Source organism: Novosphingopyxis iocasae, from assembly GCF_014334095.1.
In the GTDB taxonomy this organism is placed as follows: Bacteria; Pseudomonadota; Alphaproteobacteria; order Sphingomonadales; family Sphingomonadaceae; genus Novosphingopyxis; species Novosphingopyxis iocasae.
Window position 1 is genome coordinate 3,103,905 of the sequence record NZ_CP060495.1, and the last position, 20,152, is coordinate 3,124,056.

The 20,152-nt window shown below is 59.5% G+C and carries 16 protein-coding genes; 6 read left to right on the plus strand and 10 right to left on the minus strand.

Features of this window, described 5'->3' with window-relative positions; all coding sequences use genetic code 11:
- Positions 1-2 precede the first annotated feature (2 nt).
- Genes H7X45_RS14780 through H7X45_RS14800 form a run of 5 tightly spaced genes read left to right on the plus strand, consistent with a single transcriptional unit; the run spans position 3 to position 8,242 of the window.
- On the plus strand, positions 3-1,565 hold the full coding sequence (locus tag H7X45_RS14780; protein ID WP_187335501.1) for a class I SAM-dependent DNA methyltransferase: 1,563 nt from the start codon (positions 3-5) through the stop codon (positions 1,563-1,565).
- Positions 1,565-2,863: a restriction endonuclease subunit S gene (locus H7X45_RS14785; RefSeq protein ID WP_187335502.1), complete on the plus strand. Its 1,299-nt coding sequence runs from the start codon at positions 1,565-1,567 to the stop codon at positions 2,861-2,863. The genes H7X45_RS14780 and H7X45_RS14785 overlap by 1 nt, the downstream gene beginning before the upstream one ends.
- Positions 2,860-3,252: a hypothetical protein gene (locus H7X45_RS14790; RefSeq protein ID WP_187335503.1), complete on the plus strand. Its 393-nt coding sequence runs from the start codon at positions 2,860-2,862 to the stop codon at positions 3,250-3,252. Before H7X45_RS14785 ends, H7X45_RS14790 begins: the two co-directional genes overlap by 4 nt.
- 20 nt (positions 3,253-3,272) lie before the next feature.
- Positions 3,273-5,036: a GmrSD restriction endonuclease domain-containing protein gene (locus H7X45_RS14795; protein ID WP_187335504.1), complete on the plus strand. Its 1,764-nt coding sequence runs from the start codon at positions 3,273-3,275 to the stop codon at positions 5,034-5,036.
- Entirely contained in the window at positions 5,036-8,242 is a 3,207-nt protein-coding gene (locus H7X45_RS14800) for a type I restriction endonuclease subunit R (RefSeq protein WP_187335505.1), read from the plus strand. The genes H7X45_RS14795 and H7X45_RS14800 overlap by 1 nt, the downstream gene beginning before the upstream one ends.
- A gap of 38 nt (positions 8,243-8,280) precedes the next feature.
- On the opposite strand, the gene H7X45_RS14805 is transcribed toward H7X45_RS14800, so the two are convergent.
- The 4 genes from H7X45_RS14805 to H7X45_RS14820 all read right to left on the minus strand — a co-directional run bounded on the left by H7X45_RS14805 (position 8,281) and on the right by H7X45_RS14820 (position 11,346).
- Positions 8,281-8,895, minus strand: coding sequence for a hypothetical protein (locus tag H7X45_RS14805; protein WP_187335506.1), 615 nt, complete (start codon positions 8,893-8,895; stop codon positions 8,281-8,283).
- 12 nt (positions 8,896-8,907) lie between these two features.
- Positions 8,908-9,618: a PD-(D/E)XK nuclease family protein gene (locus H7X45_RS14810; RefSeq protein WP_187335507.1), complete on the minus strand. Its 711-nt coding sequence runs from the start codon at positions 9,616-9,618 to the stop codon at positions 8,908-8,910.
- Positions 9,619-9,688: 70 nt separating this feature from the next.
- The gene (locus tag H7X45_RS14815) at positions 9,689-10,990 is read right to left on the minus strand and encodes a type II toxin-antitoxin system HipA family toxin (protein ID WP_187335508.1); all 1,302 of its coding nucleotides are present in this window, start codon (positions 10,988-10,990) and stop codon (positions 9,689-9,691) included.
- Positions 10,987-11,346 carry a helix-turn-helix domain-containing protein gene (locus tag H7X45_RS14820; RefSeq protein WP_187335509.1) on the minus strand — a complete coding sequence of 120 codons (360 nt, stop codon included), beginning with the start codon at positions 11,344-11,346 and terminating at the stop codon, positions 10,987-10,989. The genes H7X45_RS14815 and H7X45_RS14820 overlap by 4 nt, the downstream gene beginning before the upstream one ends.
- Before the next feature lie 149 nt (positions 11,347-11,495).
- Between H7X45_RS14820 and H7X45_RS14825 the strand changes: the two genes are divergently transcribed.
- Positions 11,496-11,699, plus strand: coding sequence for a hypothetical protein (locus H7X45_RS14825; protein WP_246449488.1), 204 nt, complete (start codon positions 11,496-11,498; stop codon positions 11,697-11,699).
- On the opposite strand, the gene H7X45_RS14830 is transcribed toward H7X45_RS14825, so the two are convergent.
- Genes H7X45_RS14830 through traU form a run of 6 tightly spaced genes read right to left on the minus strand, consistent with a single transcriptional unit; the run spans position 11,696 to position 20,138 of the window.
- A complete protein-coding gene (locus tag H7X45_RS14830; RefSeq protein ID WP_187335511.1) occupies positions 11,696-14,407 on the minus strand; it encodes a conjugal transfer protein TraG N-terminal domain-containing protein in 2,712 nt (903 codons plus the stop codon). The two genes, H7X45_RS14825 and H7X45_RS14830, sit on opposite strands and share 4 nt — an antisense overlap.
- A gap of 12 nt (positions 14,408-14,419) precedes the next feature.
- Positions 14,420-15,856, minus strand: a complete 1,437-nt coding sequence (locus tag H7X45_RS14835; protein WP_187335512.1) for a conjugal transfer protein TraH — start codon at positions 15,854-15,856, stop codon at positions 14,420-14,422.
- On the minus strand, positions 15,846-16,676 hold the full coding sequence (locus H7X45_RS14840; protein WP_246449490.1) for a conjugal transfer protein TraF: 831 nt from the start codon (positions 16,674-16,676) through the stop codon (positions 15,846-15,848). Before H7X45_RS14840 ends, H7X45_RS14835 begins: the two co-directional genes overlap by 11 nt.
- Positions 16,673-18,406: a conjugal transfer protein TraN gene (locus tag H7X45_RS14845; RefSeq protein WP_187335513.1), complete on the minus strand. Its 1,734-nt coding sequence runs from the start codon at positions 18,404-18,406 to the stop codon at positions 16,673-16,675. The genes H7X45_RS14840 and H7X45_RS14845 overlap by 4 nt, the downstream gene beginning before the upstream one ends.
- Positions 18,403-19,155 (minus strand): type-F conjugative transfer system pilin assembly protein TrbC, encoded by a 753-nt coding sequence (gene trbC / locus H7X45_RS14850; protein WP_187335514.1) that lies wholly within the window; start codon positions 19,153-19,155, stop codon positions 18,403-18,405. Before trbC ends, H7X45_RS14845 begins: the two co-directional genes overlap by 4 nt.
- A complete protein-coding gene (gene traU / locus H7X45_RS14855; protein WP_425498177.1) occupies positions 19,152-20,138 on the minus strand; it encodes a conjugal transfer pilus assembly protein TraU in 987 nt (328 codons plus the stop codon). The genes trbC and traU overlap by 4 nt, the downstream gene beginning before the upstream one ends.
- Positions 20,139-20,152 lie beyond the last annotated feature (14 nt).

Consider the following 20,152-nt stretch of genomic DNA (forward strand, 5'->3'; position numbering starts at 1 on the left):
AAATGAGTAAGGGCGGCACCAAAAAAACGAAGGCCAGTGCAAAGGGTGGCGATCTGGGTTTCGAGGCCGAGCTATTCAAAGCTGCGGACAAGATCCGCGCCAACATGGAGCCTTCCGACTACAAGCACGTCGTTCTGGGGCTCATCTTCCTGAAGCATATCTCTGATGGCTTCATGGCGAAGCGCTCTGAGCTCGAAAAGGACTATCCTGAAGGCGTCGAGGACGAAGACGAATACCGCGCCGACAATGTGTTCTGGGTACCCAAGCCGGCACGCTGGAGCCACCTGCAAGCCAACGCCAAGCAGCCGACGATAGGCAAACTCATTGATGAGGCCATGCTCGAAATCGAGAAGGTCAACCCCTCGCTCAAAGGGGTCTTGCCGAAAGATTATGCGCGTCCCGCTCTCAATCCGGTAATGCTCGGAGAGCTCATCGATCTCATCTCGGGGATTGGCTTCAAATCTGACGATGGTCAGAGCCGAGATATCCTCGGACGTGTCTACGAATACTTCCTTGGCGAATTTGCCGGCGCTGAGGGCAAGCGTGGCGGTGAGTTCTACACGCCGCGCTCGGTTGTGCGCACGATGGTCGAGATGCTGCAGCCGCACGATGGACGGGTCTACGATCCCTGTTGTGGGTCGGGTGGCATGTTCGTGCAGTCCGAAAAGTTCGTCGAGAACCACGGCGGGCGCATCGGAGACATCGCCGTTTACGGTCAGGAATCAAACCATACGACCTGGCGGCTGTGTATGATGAATTTGGCCGTACGCGGAATCGACGCCGACATTCGGTGGAACAGCGATGGCAGCTTTCACCGCGACGAACTGCCCGATCTGCGGGTCGATTATATCCTCGCCAATCCGCCATTCAATGTGTCGGATTGGGGAGGCAACCGGCTGAAGGAAGATGTTCGCTGGAAATTCGGCACACCGCCTGCTGGCAATGCGAATTATGCCTGGCTGCAGCACATCCTTCATCACCTTGCGCCGGCAGGCACGGCGGGCGTGGTGCTCGCCAACGGCTCCATGTCGTCCACGCAAAGCGGTGAAGGCGAAATTCGAAAAGCCATGATCGAAGGAGACGTGATCGACTGCATGATCGCTATGCCGGGCCAACTATTCTATTCGACGCAGATACCGGTGTGCCTGTGGTTCCTGGCCAAGGACAAGTCGAACGGGCTGATCGGCGATACCAAGTTGCGCGATCGGCGTGGAGAAATACTGTTCATCGACGCCCGCAAACTCGGGCACTTGGTCGATCGCACAAGGCGCGAGTTCTCGGACGAGGATATTGCGCGGATCACCGATACCTATCATGCGTGGCGTGAAGGTAAGGATTACGAGGACGTGCCAGGCTTTGCCTTTTCGGCAAGCCACGAAGTGGTAGCGAAGCACGGCTATGTGCTAACGCCGGGACGCTATGTCGGCGCGGAAGATGTCGAGGATGACGGGGTGCCGTTCGCTGAGAAGTTCGCGGAGTTGCAGGCGACACTCGAGGGGCAGTTTGATGAAGCGGATCGGCTGACAGACCTTATCCGAACCAAGCTAGCCTCGGTCTCACACTGATGGCGGACTGGGAAATTTTGACCCTCCGAGAGGCAGGGGTCACGCTGATAGATTGCGTTCATGCTACACCTGCTGCCGTCGAAAGTGGCTATCCCTACATCGGGATCCCCCAGATGAAGGATGGCCGGTTGGACTTTGACGATGCTCGGAAAATATCCGATGCTGATTTCGCCAAATGGACGGTCAAAGCAAAGCCGCAGATGCACGACATCGTGCTTTCTCGGCGAACAAACCCCGGTGTAATCGCGCCTGTCCGCGATAGCACTCCGTTTGCGCTGGGTCAGAACCTCGTATTATTGCGCGCGAGTGGCGAACGCGTCGTCCCCGCATTTCTTCGCTGGCTGGCATCAAGTCCGCCATGGTGGGAGCAGATAGCGAAATTTCTCAATGTTGGCGCAGTGTTCGATAGCCTGCGCTGTGCCGATGTCCCGAATTTTGGATTGCCGATCCCTCCAAGGCGCGATCAAGAGGCGATTGCTGAATTGCTCTCCGCCCTCGACGACAAGATCGAGTTGAACCGGCGAATGAACGAAACGCTGGAGGCGCAGGCTCAGGCGTTGTTCCGCGACTGGTTCGTCGATTTCGGCCCGGTTAAGGCCAAGATGACTGGCGACGCCCCCTATCTCGCGCCGGACCTCTGGTCCCTCTTCCCTAACCGCCTCGACGACGACGGCGTGCCGGAGGGGTGGACCTACTCGACAATTGGCACCGAGGTGGATGCGGTGGGCGGCTCCACGCCGAGCACGAAAAACACTGAGTTTTGGGATGGCGACATCGCTTGGACAACGCCGAAAGACCTTTCCGGCCTGAATTCGCCAATTCTGCTCGAAACTTCCCGCCGCATCACATCAACAGGTCTTGCCAAGATCAGTTCTGGCCTGCTGCCAAGAGGAACGGTGCTTTTATCGTCCCGCGCGCCTGTTGGGTATCTGGCCATCAGCGAGATCCCGCTAGCGGTCAACCAAGGCTATATTGCAATGCTATGCGGAGGACGCATTTCGAATTTCTTCGCTTTCCTATGGGCGAAGCAGAATATGGACTTGATCCTTCAAAACGCAAACGGCTCTACATTTCAGGAAATCAGTAAGAAGAACTTCCGCCCGTTGCCGGTCATCGTCGCTGATGAGCACGTGCACCGGCAATTCGACAGCATGGTAAAACCGTTCTTCGAGAAGATTGTCGCGAACGAACTGGAGAGCCGCACGCTAGCCCAAACCCGCGACGTGCTCCTGCCCAAGCTGATGTCCGGCGAAATCCGCGTCGGCGATGTGGCGAGTGAAGAGCTTTCCGCTGCATGAGCGACGATCTGGACTCGGCACTTTGGAAAGCAGCGTGGCGGTTCTCCGATGCCCGCATCCATGCTCTGGCGCGCAAAGTGATCCACGCTATGCAGCGTATGCCCGCAAGCGGCGTTTTTGGAGGCGACTACCGGTTCAAGTCCGTCTGGGACGAGTATTGCCGAGAGGTGCAGGAAGGCCCGCATCCGATGCTGGAAGCGGCATTCGACCAAACCGTCGATCCGATGATAGCGCGGCACATCGACCAACTCGATAAGTCCGAACGCCAGTTGCTGGAAATTGCGCTTGCCGACGGCGCAAATGATCCGGGCGACATAGCAACGGCCGTCCGTAAATCCTTGCCAAGTATTGCGATTGATCGCGATTTGAGCAAGTTCGCAAACTATTGACTACGTAGTGGGGGGTGCGCGTGAGTGAATTAAAGACCTGTTTCAAACGCGTCGACTACGACCTTTCCAGCCTGCTGCACTTCATCGACGTCGGCGATATCGGCTTGCCGGATATCCAGCGTCCGTTCGTCTGGAAGAACGCAAAGGTCCGCGATCTGTTCGATTCAATGTATCGCGGCTTTCCTGTGGGATATCTGCTGTTTTGGGAGAATACCGCAATCAATGGTGCCAAGCAGATCGGCATGGACGACAAGCAGCGCGAGGCGCCTGCACGTCTTATTGTTGATGGCCAGCAGCGACTTACCTCTCTCTACGCTGTTTTTCGAGGGCAGAAGGTTCTGGACGAGAATTATGCCTTCCGTCAGATCGAGATCGCATTCCGGCCCCGCGACGGAAAATTTGAGGTTGCCGACGCTGCCATTCGCCGCGATGCAGAGTGGATACCCAATATCTCCGAGTTGTGGTCGTCGGGGGCTTCAAGCCGGAAGCTGGTGAACAGTTTCATCGACAAGCTCGCCGAGAAATCCGAACTCAGCGACGAGGAAGAAGAGCATATCGCTCACAACCTCGATCGGCTGTTCGATCTGCAGAAGTATCCATTCACTGCCCTCGAAATCGCTCAGTCGGTAGATGAAGAGCAGGTCGCTGACATCTTCGTCCGGATCAACAGCGAGGGTGTGAAGCTCAACCAGGCAGATTTCATTCTTACTTTGCTTTCAGTATTCTGGGATAAAGGGCGTGCCGACCTTGAGACATTCTGCCGGCAAGCTCGCGTGCCTGCAAAAGGTTCGGACACGTCACCGTTCAATCATTTTCTCGAGCCAGACCCCGACCAACTTCTGCGTGTTGCCGTGGCTCTCGCATTCAACCGCGGTCGCTTGAAGAGCGTCTATCAGGTCCTTCGCGGCAAGGATCCGGACACCGGCGAATACGATCCCCAGCGCAGGCAGGACCAGTTCGATGTGCTTGCCGAAGCACAGGCCCACGTCTTGAACCTCAACAACTGGCACCAGTATTTCAAAGCGCTAGTGGGAGCGGGTTTCCGCAGCGGAGAGCTTGTTTCGTCGGTCAACGCGCTCCTGTTTGGCTATGCCTTCTACCTCATCGGCAAGGTGCGTTTCGGACTAGCCGAACATCAACTGCAGAAGGCTATTGGCCGGTGGTTCTTCTTTGCATCCTTGACCGGGCGCTACACTAGCTCCCCGGAGACCGTCATGGACGGTGACCTTGCGCGCATTCGTGAGATTAGCAAGGGCGACGCCTTTATGAGCTGGTTGGATGGAGAGATTACGAGTGAACTGACAAATGATTATTGGCAGATTACTCTGCCTTCCGAGTTTGACAATTCCTCGGCGCGTAACCCGCAACTGTTTGCGTTCTTCGCTGCCCAGAACAGGCTGGGTGCACCCGTGCTGTTCTCGCATAAGACCGTGGCAGACATGCTCGATCCGACGGTGAAAGCGACCAAGAAAGCGCTCGAACGCCACCATCTCTTCCCGAAAGCGTGGTTGGAGAAGCAAGGGGTCGAAGACCAACGGTCGCGAAATCAAATGGCTAATTACGCCTTGGTGGAATGGCCGGATAACATCGACATCAGCGATAAGGCGCCGTCGGACTACGTTCCGGAATTGCAGACACGGTTTAGCGATAATGATTGGCAGACGATGCACCGTCTGCATGCATTGCCCGACGAATGGCAGGCCATGCCCTATGACGAGTTCCTTGGTGAGCGGCGCAAGCGCATGGCGCAGATCGTTCGCGAAGGTTTCGAGAGGCTCGGTTGATGGGCAAGCTTGCCGAATCTCATGTCGAGGAAGCCGCGCTCGAATGGCTAGGCGAGATCGGCTGGCAAATTGCCTACGGAATCGAAGTAGCGCCTGACAGTGCCAAGCCGATCCGGCCGTCGTTTGGTGACACAATCCTGGTCGATCGGTTGCGCGAGACGATTGATCGCCTCAATCCGGCTTTGCCGTCTGATGCACGCGACGAGGCTCTACGCCGTGTCCTGGCGAGCGAAACGCCGTCACTCGTTGAGGAGAACCGGCGTCTCCATCGTTTGCTCGTCGAAGGCGTGCCTGTCGAATTCCATGATGGCGAGGGTGTCCGGGGCGACAGGGTTAGGCTCCTTTCGTTTGAAGACTTTGACGGAGAGAACGATTGGCTCGCAGTCAATCAGTTTACCGTCATCGAGGACGGTCATACCCGTCGACCTGACGTTGTGTTGTTCGTCAATGGCCTGCCACTAGGCGTGATCGAATTGAAGAATCCCGGCGATGAGAACGCAACCCTGCATGGCGCATTCAACCAACTTCAGACCTATAAGTCGCAAATCCCATCACTGTTTCGCACCAATGCGCTGCTCGTCACCTCTGACGGCATCAAGGCGCGTGTAGGATCTCTGACCGCAGACGAAGAACGGTTCATGCCGTGGCGCTCGACAGGCGGCGAAACTCTCGCTCCGACCAGTGATCCGCAGCTTGAAACCGTCCTCAAAGGTGTGTTCTGCCGCCGCGCACTTTTGCAGCTGGTTCATGATTTTACCGTTTTTGGAGAAACAGGCTCCGGGATTGTGAAAATCGTCGCAGGCTATCATCAGTATTTTGCGGCACAGAATGCGCTGGACGCTACACTTCGGGCGCTACCCTACGCCACGACGACCGGCGAACGGCACAAGCTGGCTGAGCAATCCGACTATCGCTTGGACGATGCACCCCAAGCAAGGGACGGCGATAGGCGCATCGGTGTTATTTGGCATACGCAAGGCTCAGGCAAGAGCCTGCTTATGGCATTTTACGCTGGACTATTGGTCCGAGAGCCTGCGCTTGAGAATCCGACTATCGTGGTCATTACGGACCGGAACGATCTCGACGATCAGCTCTTCTCGACATTCTCAATGTGTCGCGATCTCATTCGGCAAGCACCGATCCAGGCTGACAGCCGAGACGACTTGCGCGAGAAACTCGACCGAGCTTCGGGCGGTGTGATCTTCACGACCATTCAGAAGTTTGCGCCCGCCGAGGGTGACGAGCTTCCGGCAATCAGCGATCGGCAAAATGTGATCGTGATTGCCGATGAGGCGCATCGCTCTCAGTATGGCTTCAAGGCTCGCATTGACAAGAAATCAGGTGAGCGCAGTTACGGTCATGCAAAGTACCTTAGGGATGCTCTGCCAAACGCGTCCTTCATCGGCTTTACCGGAACGCCGATTGAGCAGAACGACGTGAACACTCCCGCTGTGTTTGGCGGCTATGTCGACATCTATGATATCAGCCAGGCGGTCGAGGATGGTGCGACGGTCCCAATCTACTACGAGAGCCGGCTTGCTCGTATCGAACTGCCCGAAGACTTAATTCCTCAGCTCGACGAGGAAATCGAGGAGCTCACCGAGGACGAGGACACCGCCAGCCAAGAGAAGCTGAAGGCACGCTGGGCTGCCGTCGAGCGCTTGGTTGGTTCGAAAGAACGCCTCAAGATGATTGCAGCTGATCTGGTCGAGCACCTTGAGAGGCGTCTCGAAGCTCTTGACGGTAAGGCGATGGCGGTTTGCATGAGCAGGCGCATCTGTGTCGCTCTCTACGATGAAATTGTTGCGCTCCGACCCGAATGGCATTCCGACGATGACAAGGAAGGGGTGGTCAAGGTCGTTATGACCGGGAGCGCATCAGATCCCCAGGAATGGCAAGTTCACATCGGCGGCAAAGCAAGGCGCGATGAGCTGGCCAAAAGAGCAAAAGCGCCCGACGATCCGCTCAAACTGGTGATCGTTCGAGATATGTGGCTGACCGGTTTTGATGCTCCGTCGATGCACACGATGTATATTGACAAGCCAATGCAGGGACATGGCCTCATGCAGGCCATTGCTAGGGTCAACCGGGTGTTCCGCGACAAGGAAGCGGGGCTCGTTGTTGACTACATCGGCATCGCTCAGAATTTGAAAGCGGCGCTCGGCGTCTACTCGCCCTCGGATCGCGAACAGACCGGTATCGACGAAAAACTCGCGGTTCGAGTGATGCTCGAGAAGTTCGATGTCGTGCAAGCGATGTTCGAAGGTTTTGACTGCAGTCCGGGTATCGCCGGCACACCAGCACAACGCTTGAAGTGTCTGGCGCAGGCCATCGAGTGGATTCTTGCCCGGCAGCACGAAGACGCTCAACGTCAAATGAGCGAAGATGCGAAAAAGGCTGCATATCGCCGCTATCAGGACGCAGTTCTGAGCTTAAGCAAAGCGTTCGCTTTGGCTTCTGCAAGCGATGAAGCAAAATCCATTCGCGACCAGGTGGCATTTTATCAGACAGTCAGAGCCGCGCTGGTCAAGAGCGCCACCAGTGGACTCTCCAAGCGCGAGCGAGAGTTCGCTGTCCAGCAGCTGATCGATCGTTCCGTGGTGTCCACGGACATTGTGGACATCCTGAAGGCTGCCGGCATGGAAACTCCGGACATCTCGATTCTGTCGGATGAGTTCCTGGCAGAAATGAAGGACAGTGAGCGCCCAAACCTTGCCCTTGAAGCCTTGAAGAAGCTCCTCGCCGACAAAATCCGTTCCCGCTCGAAAACCCATGCGGTCGAAAGCCGCAAATATTCAGAGCGTTTGAATGATGCGATTGCCCGCTATCACACGAATGCAATCAGCACTGTGGAAGTGATCCAAGCTCTCATTGAGCTCGCGAAGGACATTCGTGAGAAAATGGAGCAAGGCAACGCAGATGGCCTTAGCCAAGAAGAAATGGCCTTCTACGAGGCGTTGGCGGACAACGAAAGTGCCGTTGATGTCATGGGTAATGACAGCCTCAAAGTTATAGCCGCCGAATTGGTGCGGAGCCTTCGCTCGAATGCAACCGTGGACTGGGCGCGGCGAGAATCAGCTCGTGCTCGGATGCGCGTTCTCGTGAAGCGCATCCTGCGCAAGTATGGATATCCCCCGGACTTGCAGGATGACGCTGTGAAAACCGTCATTGAACAGGCCGAGCTGCTTGCTGCGAGCTGGAGATAGCTTCGCTACCGTTGACGGAAACAATGAGGGTGCCCGTGTCAGCGCACTTTTCTGATTGCGTCGACGAGCTCATCGAAGGTCGACCGCTGATTGGCTATTCTATCGAATGCCCAGCCAACGGGCTGCAAAGCTTCGTCGAAATCCTCCTCAGCAAATGCTTCTGCTAGCTTGTCTCTCTCAATCGAAATGAGAGCTGCAAGTTCGCCCTTCTTTGGGTCGCATAAAAAACCGCCTTCAACGAGCTGGTCAATGACTTTGGTTTCCGTACGAAGCAGCGTTTTCCAGTCACGCTGACCAAGTGCGTTGGTTTTTAGGCGGAGACGAACTCCTGCTCCAGCAAAGCCGCAGAAGGCACCAATCCAAGTCTCCGCTTCCTCCCCATCGAGACAATCTGTTTCCTCGAATTCGACGTAAAGATCGTAATTTTCCTCATCGTCATTCGCAGTTCGCCATTCGCTCGGCGCAAACCAAATTCCTTCGTTGAGGTTACGATTGACCTCGCCATCCCAATCTAGGGCTCGCCTGCGATCATCTATTAGATCGGCGACGGCGTTGCCGAGCGACTGGCTCATCGCCCCTCTTACGAAGCGGAGAGCTGATTCCAACTCCTCAATGTGCCGAACGATCAATTTACCGACAGAAGTTTCGCTCATGATCTTCAGATCCTAGAAGGCGTGCACGTGATCGCCAAAACTGACGATGAGATGCTCTGCGAATGAGCGGTGTCGCAGCCTACCTTCGACTGAGGCTCTCGCGGAGCGCGAAATCTCCCTCCAGGTTATGGAAGGTGTCTGTGAGTTCGGGCTTGCGAACGGGGCAAGGAGGAAAACGTGCGACTGTTTGCCTGTGATTGACGCCCGGCGGTCCATGGATGCCGAATATCTCTCAAGCTGCTGGTGACCGAGCGTTGCGTCGATCTTCACCTCGATCCCGACGAGATGATTCTGGGACTCGATGACAAGGTCCACTCGATCAGAGATATCTCCGATCGGGCTGAATTCGGTTTCAATCCGGTAGCCCTCAGCGAGCTCCTCGCTCCATTCTTCGCTTGGCAATGCGGCATTCAGAACATTTGCCAAGAAGCGCCTTGAAGCGGCCCCGCCAAACTCAGGAAGCCATATTCCAGCGAGAGCAGCAGCATTTCTGACTTCGTCGCGCTTGAGTCCTGCAATCGACCATGGATTGACAAGTCCACCCTCGTCTCTCGCTTGAGAAAGGCCGGTTCGGAGTTCCCCAAATGCACTCTCAAGGTTTTTGAGGTGGTAAGTCTGCTTCGGAGCACGAGGCAGCCCGCCGCGCACCAAAGGGCGCAATGCCAGAAAGGCTTCTTGCAGTCTTGCGACTTCCGGAAGATTGATCTGACGATGCTGTTTCATCGTATTCTTCTGCCTGCACAGTTGGCCGAAGTCGATTTCGTTTCAACGATTTCCATGAAATTTGGTCCTGCTATCGAATGCTTGAACGAAAGCCGCACATCGCCCTTTGCGCAATTTCATTCGGCACTCCCGCTACATCGCAGTGCCTCTCCCAGTTGCCGATGGCCTCTTTGATCTCTTCGATCATGGCTTTGATCTCGCCTGTTTTTAGGTCTGCGAATTTTCCGAAAGTCAGTAGGTCCTCGAGCTCGAAGCCATCGGTCTTCCCGGCTAGTGACATCTGGTGTTCGTTGGTCCAGTCGCCGTCAGGATTGTAGGCGTAGACGACATCGAATGCGGGCGAGAGGCTCCAGCGACCCGCGCTATCCATCAGGAAAGCGATGTTCTTGGTGTGGTCGTCCTGATTGCGAATGAAGACATTGAGCAGCGCGCGGCGCACCTGCTCCTTGATCGCTTCGCGTCCGAGGCCGAGCATGCGGATGGTCTCAATCGCCTGCTCGTAGCTGTATGCGCGAGCGAGGTTGAAATCGAAATGGCGCATCGCGCAAAGCGACTGCATGTGGAGCTTCTTACCGTCAGGCGTGCGATCGAAGCGCTGGGTCATGAAATGCGCCCGCCCACCTTCTTCGTGCAGACGAGAGCGAGCCATGTCGATGCCAGCCTCTCGGGCTAGCAGATAGCAGGCGTACTCAAGCCGGCCGAAGCCCATCGGATCGGCAAGTTCCTTGTCGGCATTGCCCGACACGCCGTCGAACTTGACCAGCCATTGCGTGTAGCCGGGCCCTGCAGTCAGCTGCCCTGAATGGAATTCTCCGGTCTCCTCATTCCAGGCGAGGACGGCCTTGGCCCGGGCGCCACCAGCAGAGGTGCCGACGCGCAAGATCTCTTGAAGTGCGCGATGATCATCTTCACCCTTGAGCACACCGGCCAGTTCTTCACGCGCGGCAATGACCCTGTTGGCGAGCTCGACAAGCGGAGCGATATCGACCGGCCGGCCCTGTTCACGGCGCTCACCGGTAGCGGGCTCGAATTCGAGCGCGCCCATGCCTCTGCGGCCGGTGTAACAAAGGCGCTCGACCGGATCGAAGCTGTCGGCTGTGCGGCCCTGCTCGGCAAGCCAACGATTGATGAGGGCGTTGCCAAACTTGTCGGGCAGGCTGTCGGCCAGCATGCCCGGAAGCCCCTTGAAGGTCTCGTAATTCAGCGCGGGAAAGTCGTAGACGCCGCTTCGTAGGGGCATTGTGAGTGGGGCGACTTCTATGCCGCTGCGACTGAATTCCGGAGTGTATTCGAAGACCCCGACATCGCGATCCTCATCCCACAGGACGGCGCCGATCTGACGACCCCAGAGATTGACTACGGCACGCGTCATGGGGCCTCGTCACCCCAGCTCCATTCCTCGCCAGCCTCACCTTCAGAAGACTTGCGCACCCTTTGCCGCGCTTTGCCGGTGTCGGACCGGGGATCGAGCGGGCTCAGCTTGGCATCCGGCATGACATCCAGCAGGCGGTCTTCAATTTCGAGCGCACGCATTATCCTGGCGAGGCTATCGATGGTCCCGCCATTACCGGCTTCCAGGCGGGCGAGCGTTGAACGCGAGATACCTGCCATTTCCGCAAGCTCGGCCTGCTTGAGGTTGCGTGATATGCGATATGCTTCGATCTGCTTCCCGAGGTCGGATCGCAGTACCGATAGAGGGCGCAGGTCTGGTGAATCATAATGTGGCATTATCGAGACATTATCTCCGATATGGAGCTTTGTGTAGCGATTTTGCGTCTTTACATGAAGGCTCTTAATGTGTCAATATCGAGACGTAAATTGGCTTATCACCGATAATGCATCAAATTTGCGACTTTATGTAGGTCGGAGTGATGGAAATGGATGACGAGAAGGAGCAAAACGACCAGACGGACTGGAAGGGCCTACGAGAGATCGACCGTGCCATCTCCGAAAATCGCCTAACGTCATACTCTTGGAGGAAGGCTTGGGCCGACCCCTGGGGCAGGATCAAGCTCATCGCAATCCTCGTGGCGCTGGCTGCTTTTGTTGCGTTCGTAATCGTCAACGATGTGATCCTTTAAGGGCGCCGCCACTCCTTTATTGCATCTGCCGCCTCCTCGCTCGCGCCTGTGGCGCCTTCTGTTTGGCCATCCAAGTAGCCTCTCACTGATCCGATCCGCCCGCGACCTTGCCGACGCACCCGCTCGACTTCATCCGTGATGCCAGACCGATCCGGAGCATCGGGCATTGAGGGACCACCCGAAGAGCTCACGGCTCCTCTTGCGCGTACCTGCCCAGCACTTCCGATTCCGGGGCGGCTGACCGGAACGAAGTCGGGCAGCGAAAGGTCGGCTTCGATGTTGTCCTGAAGCCGATCAGCATAGCTATCGACAAACCGTGATTGCAGCTGCTGACCCCGCGCGCTCATCTGGAACTCGATGTCATCGAAGCGCACCGGCCCGTAGTAGTCGCGATTGGCTTCGATCTCGGCCATGCCCCATTCGCGATAGGCCTGGCTCAAGTTCAGCGTGCCTGCGGCGCTGTTGGCCTCGTACCAGCTGGCCTGGTTCTCGAGGCGGCTGGCCATCTCTTCGGCCCGACGCGCCTCTCGCGTATAGCTCTCGGCTTCGGTCAGCGATCGGCTGAGACCCGACGAGCTGGTCGATACCTGCGAAACCGAGCTCGAGCTCGTCTCGCGCAAGAAACCTTCACGCGTGTTCGACCAGTTGCGACTGTCGGAAAGCTGGCGCAGCGTTCCCATGATCCTGCCGCGGTCTTCCGAGGCGATCCCGATATCGCTGTCCGTCCATGACTGATTGCGGCCGCCTCTTGCCTTGGCGCCCACTTGCGCCACGCCAACATTGGCTCCAGCTCCACCATTGACCTCGCCATTGAGGAACCATGAGATCGTAATGTCGTCGGACGCGCGCCGGGACAGGCCGAACTGCTGCTGAAGCGTCCTCGAGGCATTGTCGACTTCGCTGAATGCCGTGCCGATGCTGTCGTTCGTGCCGACGCCGCTGACCGTGTCGGAGCTTTGACCCTGGCTGTAGGCATTGCGGATCTCGCTGAACCGGGTGAGCGCAGAGCTCGTCGATTGCTGGGCGAGGTTGGCATAGGTCTCGCTCTGCGTCCGGCTCTGGCTTGCCATCGTTCCGAGCCGGCCGGTGAAGTCCTGCCCCAGTGTCGGCGTGAACGGATAGCTCGAGTTCGGGACAGCAGCGAACTCGCCATCGGGGAAGCTGGTGGTCTGCGTGCCGCTGTCGCTGAAACCACGCGTCTGCGTGGCGCCATAGGCGATGTTGGGTGCAAGATTGCCCTGCGCAAACTGGCGGGAAAACACCGTCGAATTGTCGATGTTGGAATTGCCAAGCGAGACATTGCCGGTGCTCGCTTCGCGCGAGGCTTCCTCGGCCGCGTTCTGACTCGGGTTGAGATAGCTCGTTGCCTGGCCCGAGATCGCCAGCGCACCACGCGCCACCCCGCCGGCAAGGAACGGGATCGAGGCAACAAGATAGCCCGCCAGGATGCCGATATCGCTGTTGACGTCGCTCATACCGCTAAAGGTCGCCAAGCTGAGGCCTGTGCTGCCGCCAGCGGCGGCGACATCGCCCGCACCCTTGAACATCAGGATCATGTGCAGGATGACGAAGAGCGGTCCCCACGCCGCAAGGTAGAAGAAGCCGGTGACGTAACCTCTCAATGCAATGGGTCCGGTCCGCGGCATCAGGAACAGCGGAAAGAGGACAGGAAACAGCGCGTAGAACACCACAGTCAGCACGACATTGAGGATCGGGACCCATTTCATCGCGTTATGCGCGATCGAGGAATAGGTCCGCTCGGTCTGAATATCGGCCCGGGTCTGCGCGAAGACGTCGATGCTGCCGGTGCCGCTCGCCCCTGCAAAGCCGTGCATGGCCTGGTTCATGGCATTGATCGTCAGCACCTGGCGGAAAATGTCGCTCGCGCTGCGCGAGATGCCGGTGAGATACTGATAGGCAATCGGGAGGTCGGCCATGAGCTTGGCCTTGGCGAGCGCTTCGGTCTGGCGCGGATAAAGCTGACGCCCCGCGACAAGCGTCATCTCGTCAATGAGGCTCGCCCATTGCCCCGACAGCGCGGAGTAGGCTTCGCGGCAGGTGATGATCGAGGCCGTCACGCTGTCGTCGGCCTGCCGGGTCAGGAATTTCTGCGCGCGCGCCGCGCTGCCCGGTGCAATCGTCGCCCAGATGTCATCGCTCTCGGACAGCTCCTTCATCGAATAGCGGCCGAGCAGCAGATCGTAGAACACGCATTGCCGGACATGCTCATCGAAGTTCGCAGCAAACTCAGGATCGGAAATGCGCAAGCTCCGCGTCGATTCGAGCAGCCGTGCGCCATAGATCATGCCGTTCTTCGAGTAGTTGAGGTCGTCCGGCAGGCCGAATACGAGTTCGGCAGAGCGGGTCAGATAGTCTCCCGCTTGGCTGGTGAAGCTCGCCATCAGGGCTAGCCCGAGCGGGACATTGGCCACCGTTGCCGGTGCAAGGCTGGGATTGACCCGGTCGGTTACGTGGACGTCCATGCGCGGCACCATCAGGCACATGTAAATGAGCGTCGCACCGAGGAACCAGTTGAGCCATGCGCGCCAGTCCTGGTTGAACGCGACCACGATGACCGCGAGCACCATGCCCATCACCAGTGCGACCTGGATGAGGCTCTTGTAGCCGCCCGCACCGGTCCAGGCGGCAACGGCGTTGAGGACATTGACGATGTACTCGCCGCCGCCGACCGTGAAAATCTCGACCATGCTGCCTGACCCTTATGGAACGATGGAACGGGATTGCATCCCGCGCGACCAGTCGAGCGCGGCGGCCATCGACGGCGACATCGAAGCCGCAAGCATGTTCTCGATCATCGCGGTTTTCTCGATGATCTGCATGATCGCCGAGACCCGCGCCTGTCCGGTCGCTTGTCGCTGGGCGAGGCTTGACCGGACCTCGGCGACCTGAGCGCGCCAGATCGCAAGCTTGGCTTCATCGGCCGCGATGAAACTCGCCATCGAGCGTCCAGCCTCTGCGGTGATGCGTTCGAGAATGGCATAGAGGAGATCGATGCTGGCGATCTCGGCCAGCGTGTCGCGGTCGTCGGTGGCCATCCCGCGTCCATAGGCCGCCTGCACGGTGAGGATCTTGTAGAGCGGTACCGATGCCACCTGGAGTAATTCCTTCTCCTCGTCGCCAATCGCGGTGTCGCTGCGGATGGCCTCGACCATGCTGCCGATGAGCCGGGCAACGCGCGGCCGGATGGCCTTCGCGCTCGTGAGGCTCATCTGCTGGAAAGTGGGGTTGAGGCACTGGTCGGGCTCGTCGCACTGGAACACCCGCACTGACTGGCCCTGCGTCCCGTCGAGCAGCGCGGTGACGAGCGTCGAAGAGGCATCGCCCGCGAAAGGCACGAATTTGCCCGGCTCGTCGTCGCGGGGCGGCACGTAGATCACCGTGCCGATGAGTGTCATCGCATATTCGGCAAGATCGCGGTCGAAGGAACCGCCGGGGTTGAAGAAGGCGCTCTGCTTGAGGACATGCCAGGTGTAATTGCGCGGCACACCGGGATTGACGTCGGCATAGTCGGCGCCGGCACCCTCGTTGGTCGAGGCGCGTTGGCCGCGCGTCCCGCAGCCATGCTTGGCGGCGGCATAGTCGGTGAAGATGCCTTCGGAATTGCCGATCGCTTCGCAGATCGCCTTGTCGGCGAGATCGCCCTTGGGCCAGACGCCGCCGACCAGCCCCTGCGCCATCTCGCAGGAGTTGATCGAGAGGTTGTTCATGAGCTGCGCCTTCTGGCTGAACTCCTGCATGATCTTCGAGCACTCGGGGCAGACCGTGTCGATCGCGAGGCTGAAGGCGAACCCCACCGCATTGTTGGCGACGGCCTTCAAGAGCGCGACCATCTCGCTTGCGTTGATGAAAGAGAAGGATCCGGCGAAGATATCGATACCGCCGCAACCAGCGCGGGCACGCGGAAGCTGGAGATTGGCGATGTTGGTCGTCTTTTGCGGGAAGCGCGTCCAGACATTGCCGAGGCTGTAATAGCCCGCCGACTGGCCTTCGAACGCGCTCGGCCCGGTGACATTGGCCGCCGCGCCCATGTCGTCCATGAAGCGGTCCATGCTATCACCGACGTTTGCGGCGACGGGGGACGCGACCATGCTGGCGGCAGCTATGGTGAGCGCCGCATTGCGGATGCTAGTAATCATGTCCGGCTTCCTTCGAGGTGAGGAGGTAGATGCGGTCCTGCAGCTCGTCGGCCGAGAGCACGCCGTATCCGATCGGGATCGGGCGCCTGGCCACGCTGTCCCACAGCACGAGTGCCGGGGTAATGCCGGGCTCGAGCCCCATGCGCGGCCGCTGGCCGCTTTCGACCTTGTAGTCGGGAAAGTGCCGGGACGGTCCGCCATCGGTCGAGATCGCCCGGACAGTGATATGCCAGCGGTCCGCCACCGAGCGCACGATCGGGCCCATCACTTCACACGCGCCGCAGGTCTGGGCGAAGAAGTAGAACAGGCCATAGCGTTCGGAAAGCCTGGCCATCACCGCGTCGCGGTCGGCAGCGCGCGCGTCCTGCCATTGCTTCTTGGCAAGCGCGCCGACCGGTCGTTCGAGCGTGTAGTCGAGCTCGGGATCCTGCCAGATCGCGCGCTGCCAGACATCGGAGAACAGCGAAGCCCGGTCGAGCTGGGCACGCTGGAAGCGGATATAAGCGGTGACGTTTTCCGGCGTCGGATAGAGAATCGCGCGCGCCTTGAGTTCGCGCAGTTCCCCCGTGACCGCGTCGAGCTCCTGCGTGGCGGTTACCTGGGCCGGTGCCTGCGCCATCCGGGGCTCGGCATTCGGCTCCGGCCTGACGCAGTAGAACCAGTAGCCGAGCCTGCGCTGCTCGCAGTAGAGGCTGTCTGCCGAGGCAGCTGGCTCTGCCTGGCGCGCTTCCTGGGCAACTGCCCGAACGGGAAGCAGTGCAGCGAGACACATCGCCAATACTGGGAGGGCCAGCATCGGCAGTGATTGGCGGCGCGTCATTGGCCACTCCTTGCGTAATAGTCTTCGATTTTCTGCTGGATGAGGATGCTGGTCTCGAGCTCGTCAGGGAGCCGTGCAGCCTCGGTGAATTCGGCATAGACCTCGCTGAATTCCATCTGGCTGAGGTCGAGCCGGGCGAACTCGTCGAGCGTGAACCCCTCGCACTGTTCTTCCTTGGGCTTGTCCCACGGCTTGGGCAGCTGGCGACGGCCCTGTTCCTGCAGGATCCGCGAAAGCTTGCTCTCAAAGCAGCAGTAGACCTTCTTCTTGGTCAGGCAGACGCCGAGGAACTTGTCCGAACAATAGGTCCCGACATAAGCGCACAGCCCTTGCGCATCGCGTTCGTGGAGCAGCACTTCCTCGCGGCTGCAGCCGAGCGCGACCAGCAAGCTGATGCCGGGGATGAGCGGGAAGCCCTTGCCCTTGCAGCAGTTGAGCACGCCGAAGACCTTGGAGGAGCAGGTATTGCGCGTGCCGCGGAACAGCGTCAGCGTCTCGGGATCAAACTGGCCGCGGGCCTCGTCCATCGCATGGAGCGCGGTGACGGCATCCTTGAACTCGTCGTTCGCACTGCGCTCGATCGTTTCGCAGCTGCCGTCGATGCAATAGACATCGCCGTCGCAGACATACTGGGTGGAGCTGTCGGTGCCGGGAAGCGGGCACTCGTAGATGCGCTCCCAGGTCTCGCAGGGGGCTTCGTCGGTAAGGCATTCCTCGCGAACAAAGCGGCAGGTGCCCTGGCTTTCGATGTCGGAGCAGTCGGTCGCCGCTTCGCGCGCAATGCAGGTGTAGCTGCGTTGCCATTCCCAGCAAGACTTGGTTACCGAGACGCCGTCGATCACGCGGGTCTGCGGATCGGCATCCGTGCAGATCTCGGCGTCGAGCGTGCAATCGCCATTGTCCGCAAGACCTGTGCACTGGCTTTCGTCCGGGGTCGACGTGACAGTTGTCGCGGTGGTTATGCGGTAGGGCGTCTGACCTGCGACCTCTTCGTCGCAGGTCAGCTCGGTAAGCGGATCACCGGGCTCGGTGCACCACTTGCGACCGCCGGACCAACCCCACTGCAGGCAAGGACCGTCCCGGTGTCCGGTCACCCGGCAAAGAGCGCCCGAAAATTCTTCGCAATCCGGCTCACCTGCCAGGTTGAAGCTGCCCAATGGGCTGCAAAGGTAATGATACTGCGGTTGCTGGCTGACCCTTGCGACGAGCGGGACCGTGCATTGGCCAACCGACTGATCGATCCGTGTGCCCGTATTGCAGGTCGCGGTATAGGTGCCCGCCGACCCCGAACCAGGCGGCAGCGGAACGCACGATCCCTGGCTGCCCGAAATTGCCATGCCGCTGGTGTAGTCGAGCGGCGTCTCGTTGATCGCGACGCTGCGGGCAATCACGTCCTCGATCTCGTTCGGCTCGAACCTTGCGCGATTGGCGATGCTGTCGCGGATGGACTGCATCGGCGTGCTGGTCGTGGCGGCGCTGCGGGCACGGGCCTCGATCTGGTCGGGATCGCGCGCAAGATCCTGCAGGTCGCGCGTCGCCTGCGGATCGAAATTGGGAACGCGCGCCGCGTCAGGATTGGTCGTTGCGGCATCGCGTGCCTCGCCCAGCAGCTCGGTGGCAAAGTCCTTGCCGTCGGCCCGGGCTTCATCGCGGGTCTGAGCGTCAATGGAAGCCGCGCTTACGAGGGCGACGAGTGCGGCAAGGAGATGGGCAAGGGTTCTGCCGGTCATGGCCGTTCCTCCCTGGTGAGCTGGCGCAGATGGAGGCGGGCAAGCTCGGCGCCCGGACCCTGGCCCGAGGCAAAGGTCTCGAGGACTTCGCCCACGCTGATGTTGCCGGCGATGCGGTCGTGCGGCGGCACCTCGCTGGTGCAATCGAACCCGTCGCAGGGACTGAACTCGGCGCTCAGCATGACGAAACTCGGCGCGGCCTCGATGTTGAAGGCGCGAAACAGCCTTGGATCGATGCCCAGTGAACCGGCCGCGTCGCGGGAGCTCCAGATAGCGGCGAGCCGCTTCTTGAACGCCTCGCTGTTTCCTTGCGGGAAGCCGCGCATCACGGTGACGCCGCCGGCCCTGGTCATGTCGTGGACCAGTGCCTTCAGCGCCTCGGGCGGCATCGACAGGCTGGCAAAGGCAATGAAGCGGGGGGCTGTCCCAAGCGATGCCTTCTCGGCGGCGGCTTGCCCCGCGATCATCGCGTCGAAGTCGAGGACGGCGTCTGTCTCGATTGCCTCGATGCTGTCCGCATAGGCTGCGCGATTGGCCTGCGCTTGCGCCTGGATAGTCTGTGCGTCCTCGGTCAGCGCCTCGGCGCGTTGGCGGACATTGGTGCTGAGCGCCAGCGCATCGTCGGTATGTTCGGCCGCACGCTCGCGGATCGCTTCGAGGTCGATGCCTTCAGGCGCGCTCTGGGCGAGAGCGAGGCCACCGAGAGTGATGGCAAGGCCGACGGGCAAAAGGAGGAGGTGCTTGTTCATAGCGCGCAGCAGTTCCGCTTGCGCCAAACGAGGTATCCCATGTCTTCGCCGATGGCGGGGATGACCTGTCCGGCCGATTGAAAGGTGGTGGAGGCGCCGATGGGCGGGCAGGCGTAACGGCCCGAGGTCGCCTGGTTGGGGTTGGTGGCCTGGAAGCGGTATTGCTGCTTGCGCATCACCGGCATCAGGTATTTGCCGCACAGGCCTCTGGACCCCATCGTCCCCCACGAGACGAGTTCGCGGTGAAGCTTGTAGGCAAAGCGCGAGAGCACCAGCCTCGATGCCTGGACGTGGCCTATGCTGGCCGAGACATTGCCGTTCATCGGGTACATCGAGCCCTGGCAGCCCGCGCACCAGAACATCTCGTCAATCGGCAGCTTCGCGGTCGAGGCGACGCAGTCAGCCGCACAGGCAGCGAGCGCCAGCGGGTTGGCGAAGAGCACGGCCTCGGGGTTGATGATCGCGGTGAGCTCGGAATCCTGCCACAGCGGATCGATCTCGGAGATGTAGAGAATGTCGATCGAGCCCGATTCCAGGCAGAGGAAATCGGCGACGATCTCCATCCAGTAGATCAGCGGATAGGCATACCAGTGGACGTGCCAGCTCGAATAATACTGGCTCGCACCGCCCACCGCAGATGGACCCGAGATAGAGCGGAATCCGATATCGAAGCCCGGATCGAGTTTGATGCCGCCGAGGTTGACGAAGCACCACGGCTTCATGCTGACATCGGCAAGCCGCACCGGTTCCCAGAAGCCCATCGCGATCCCGGGCCTCAGACCGCACAGGCACACCGGCAGATCGGGGTTGTCGGGATCGGGCCGGCTCGACGGCCAGATGTCCAGCCCGCCGATCGAGATCGGGAACAGGCACGACCAGCAGATGTCGGTGATCGGGTTGACGAAGCTGCCGGTGCAGCGTCCCGGACCGGCATCGGCCATGGCGGGCGTTGCGGTCGCTAGACCAAGAATGGCGGCCAGCATAAGCGCCAGCTTTC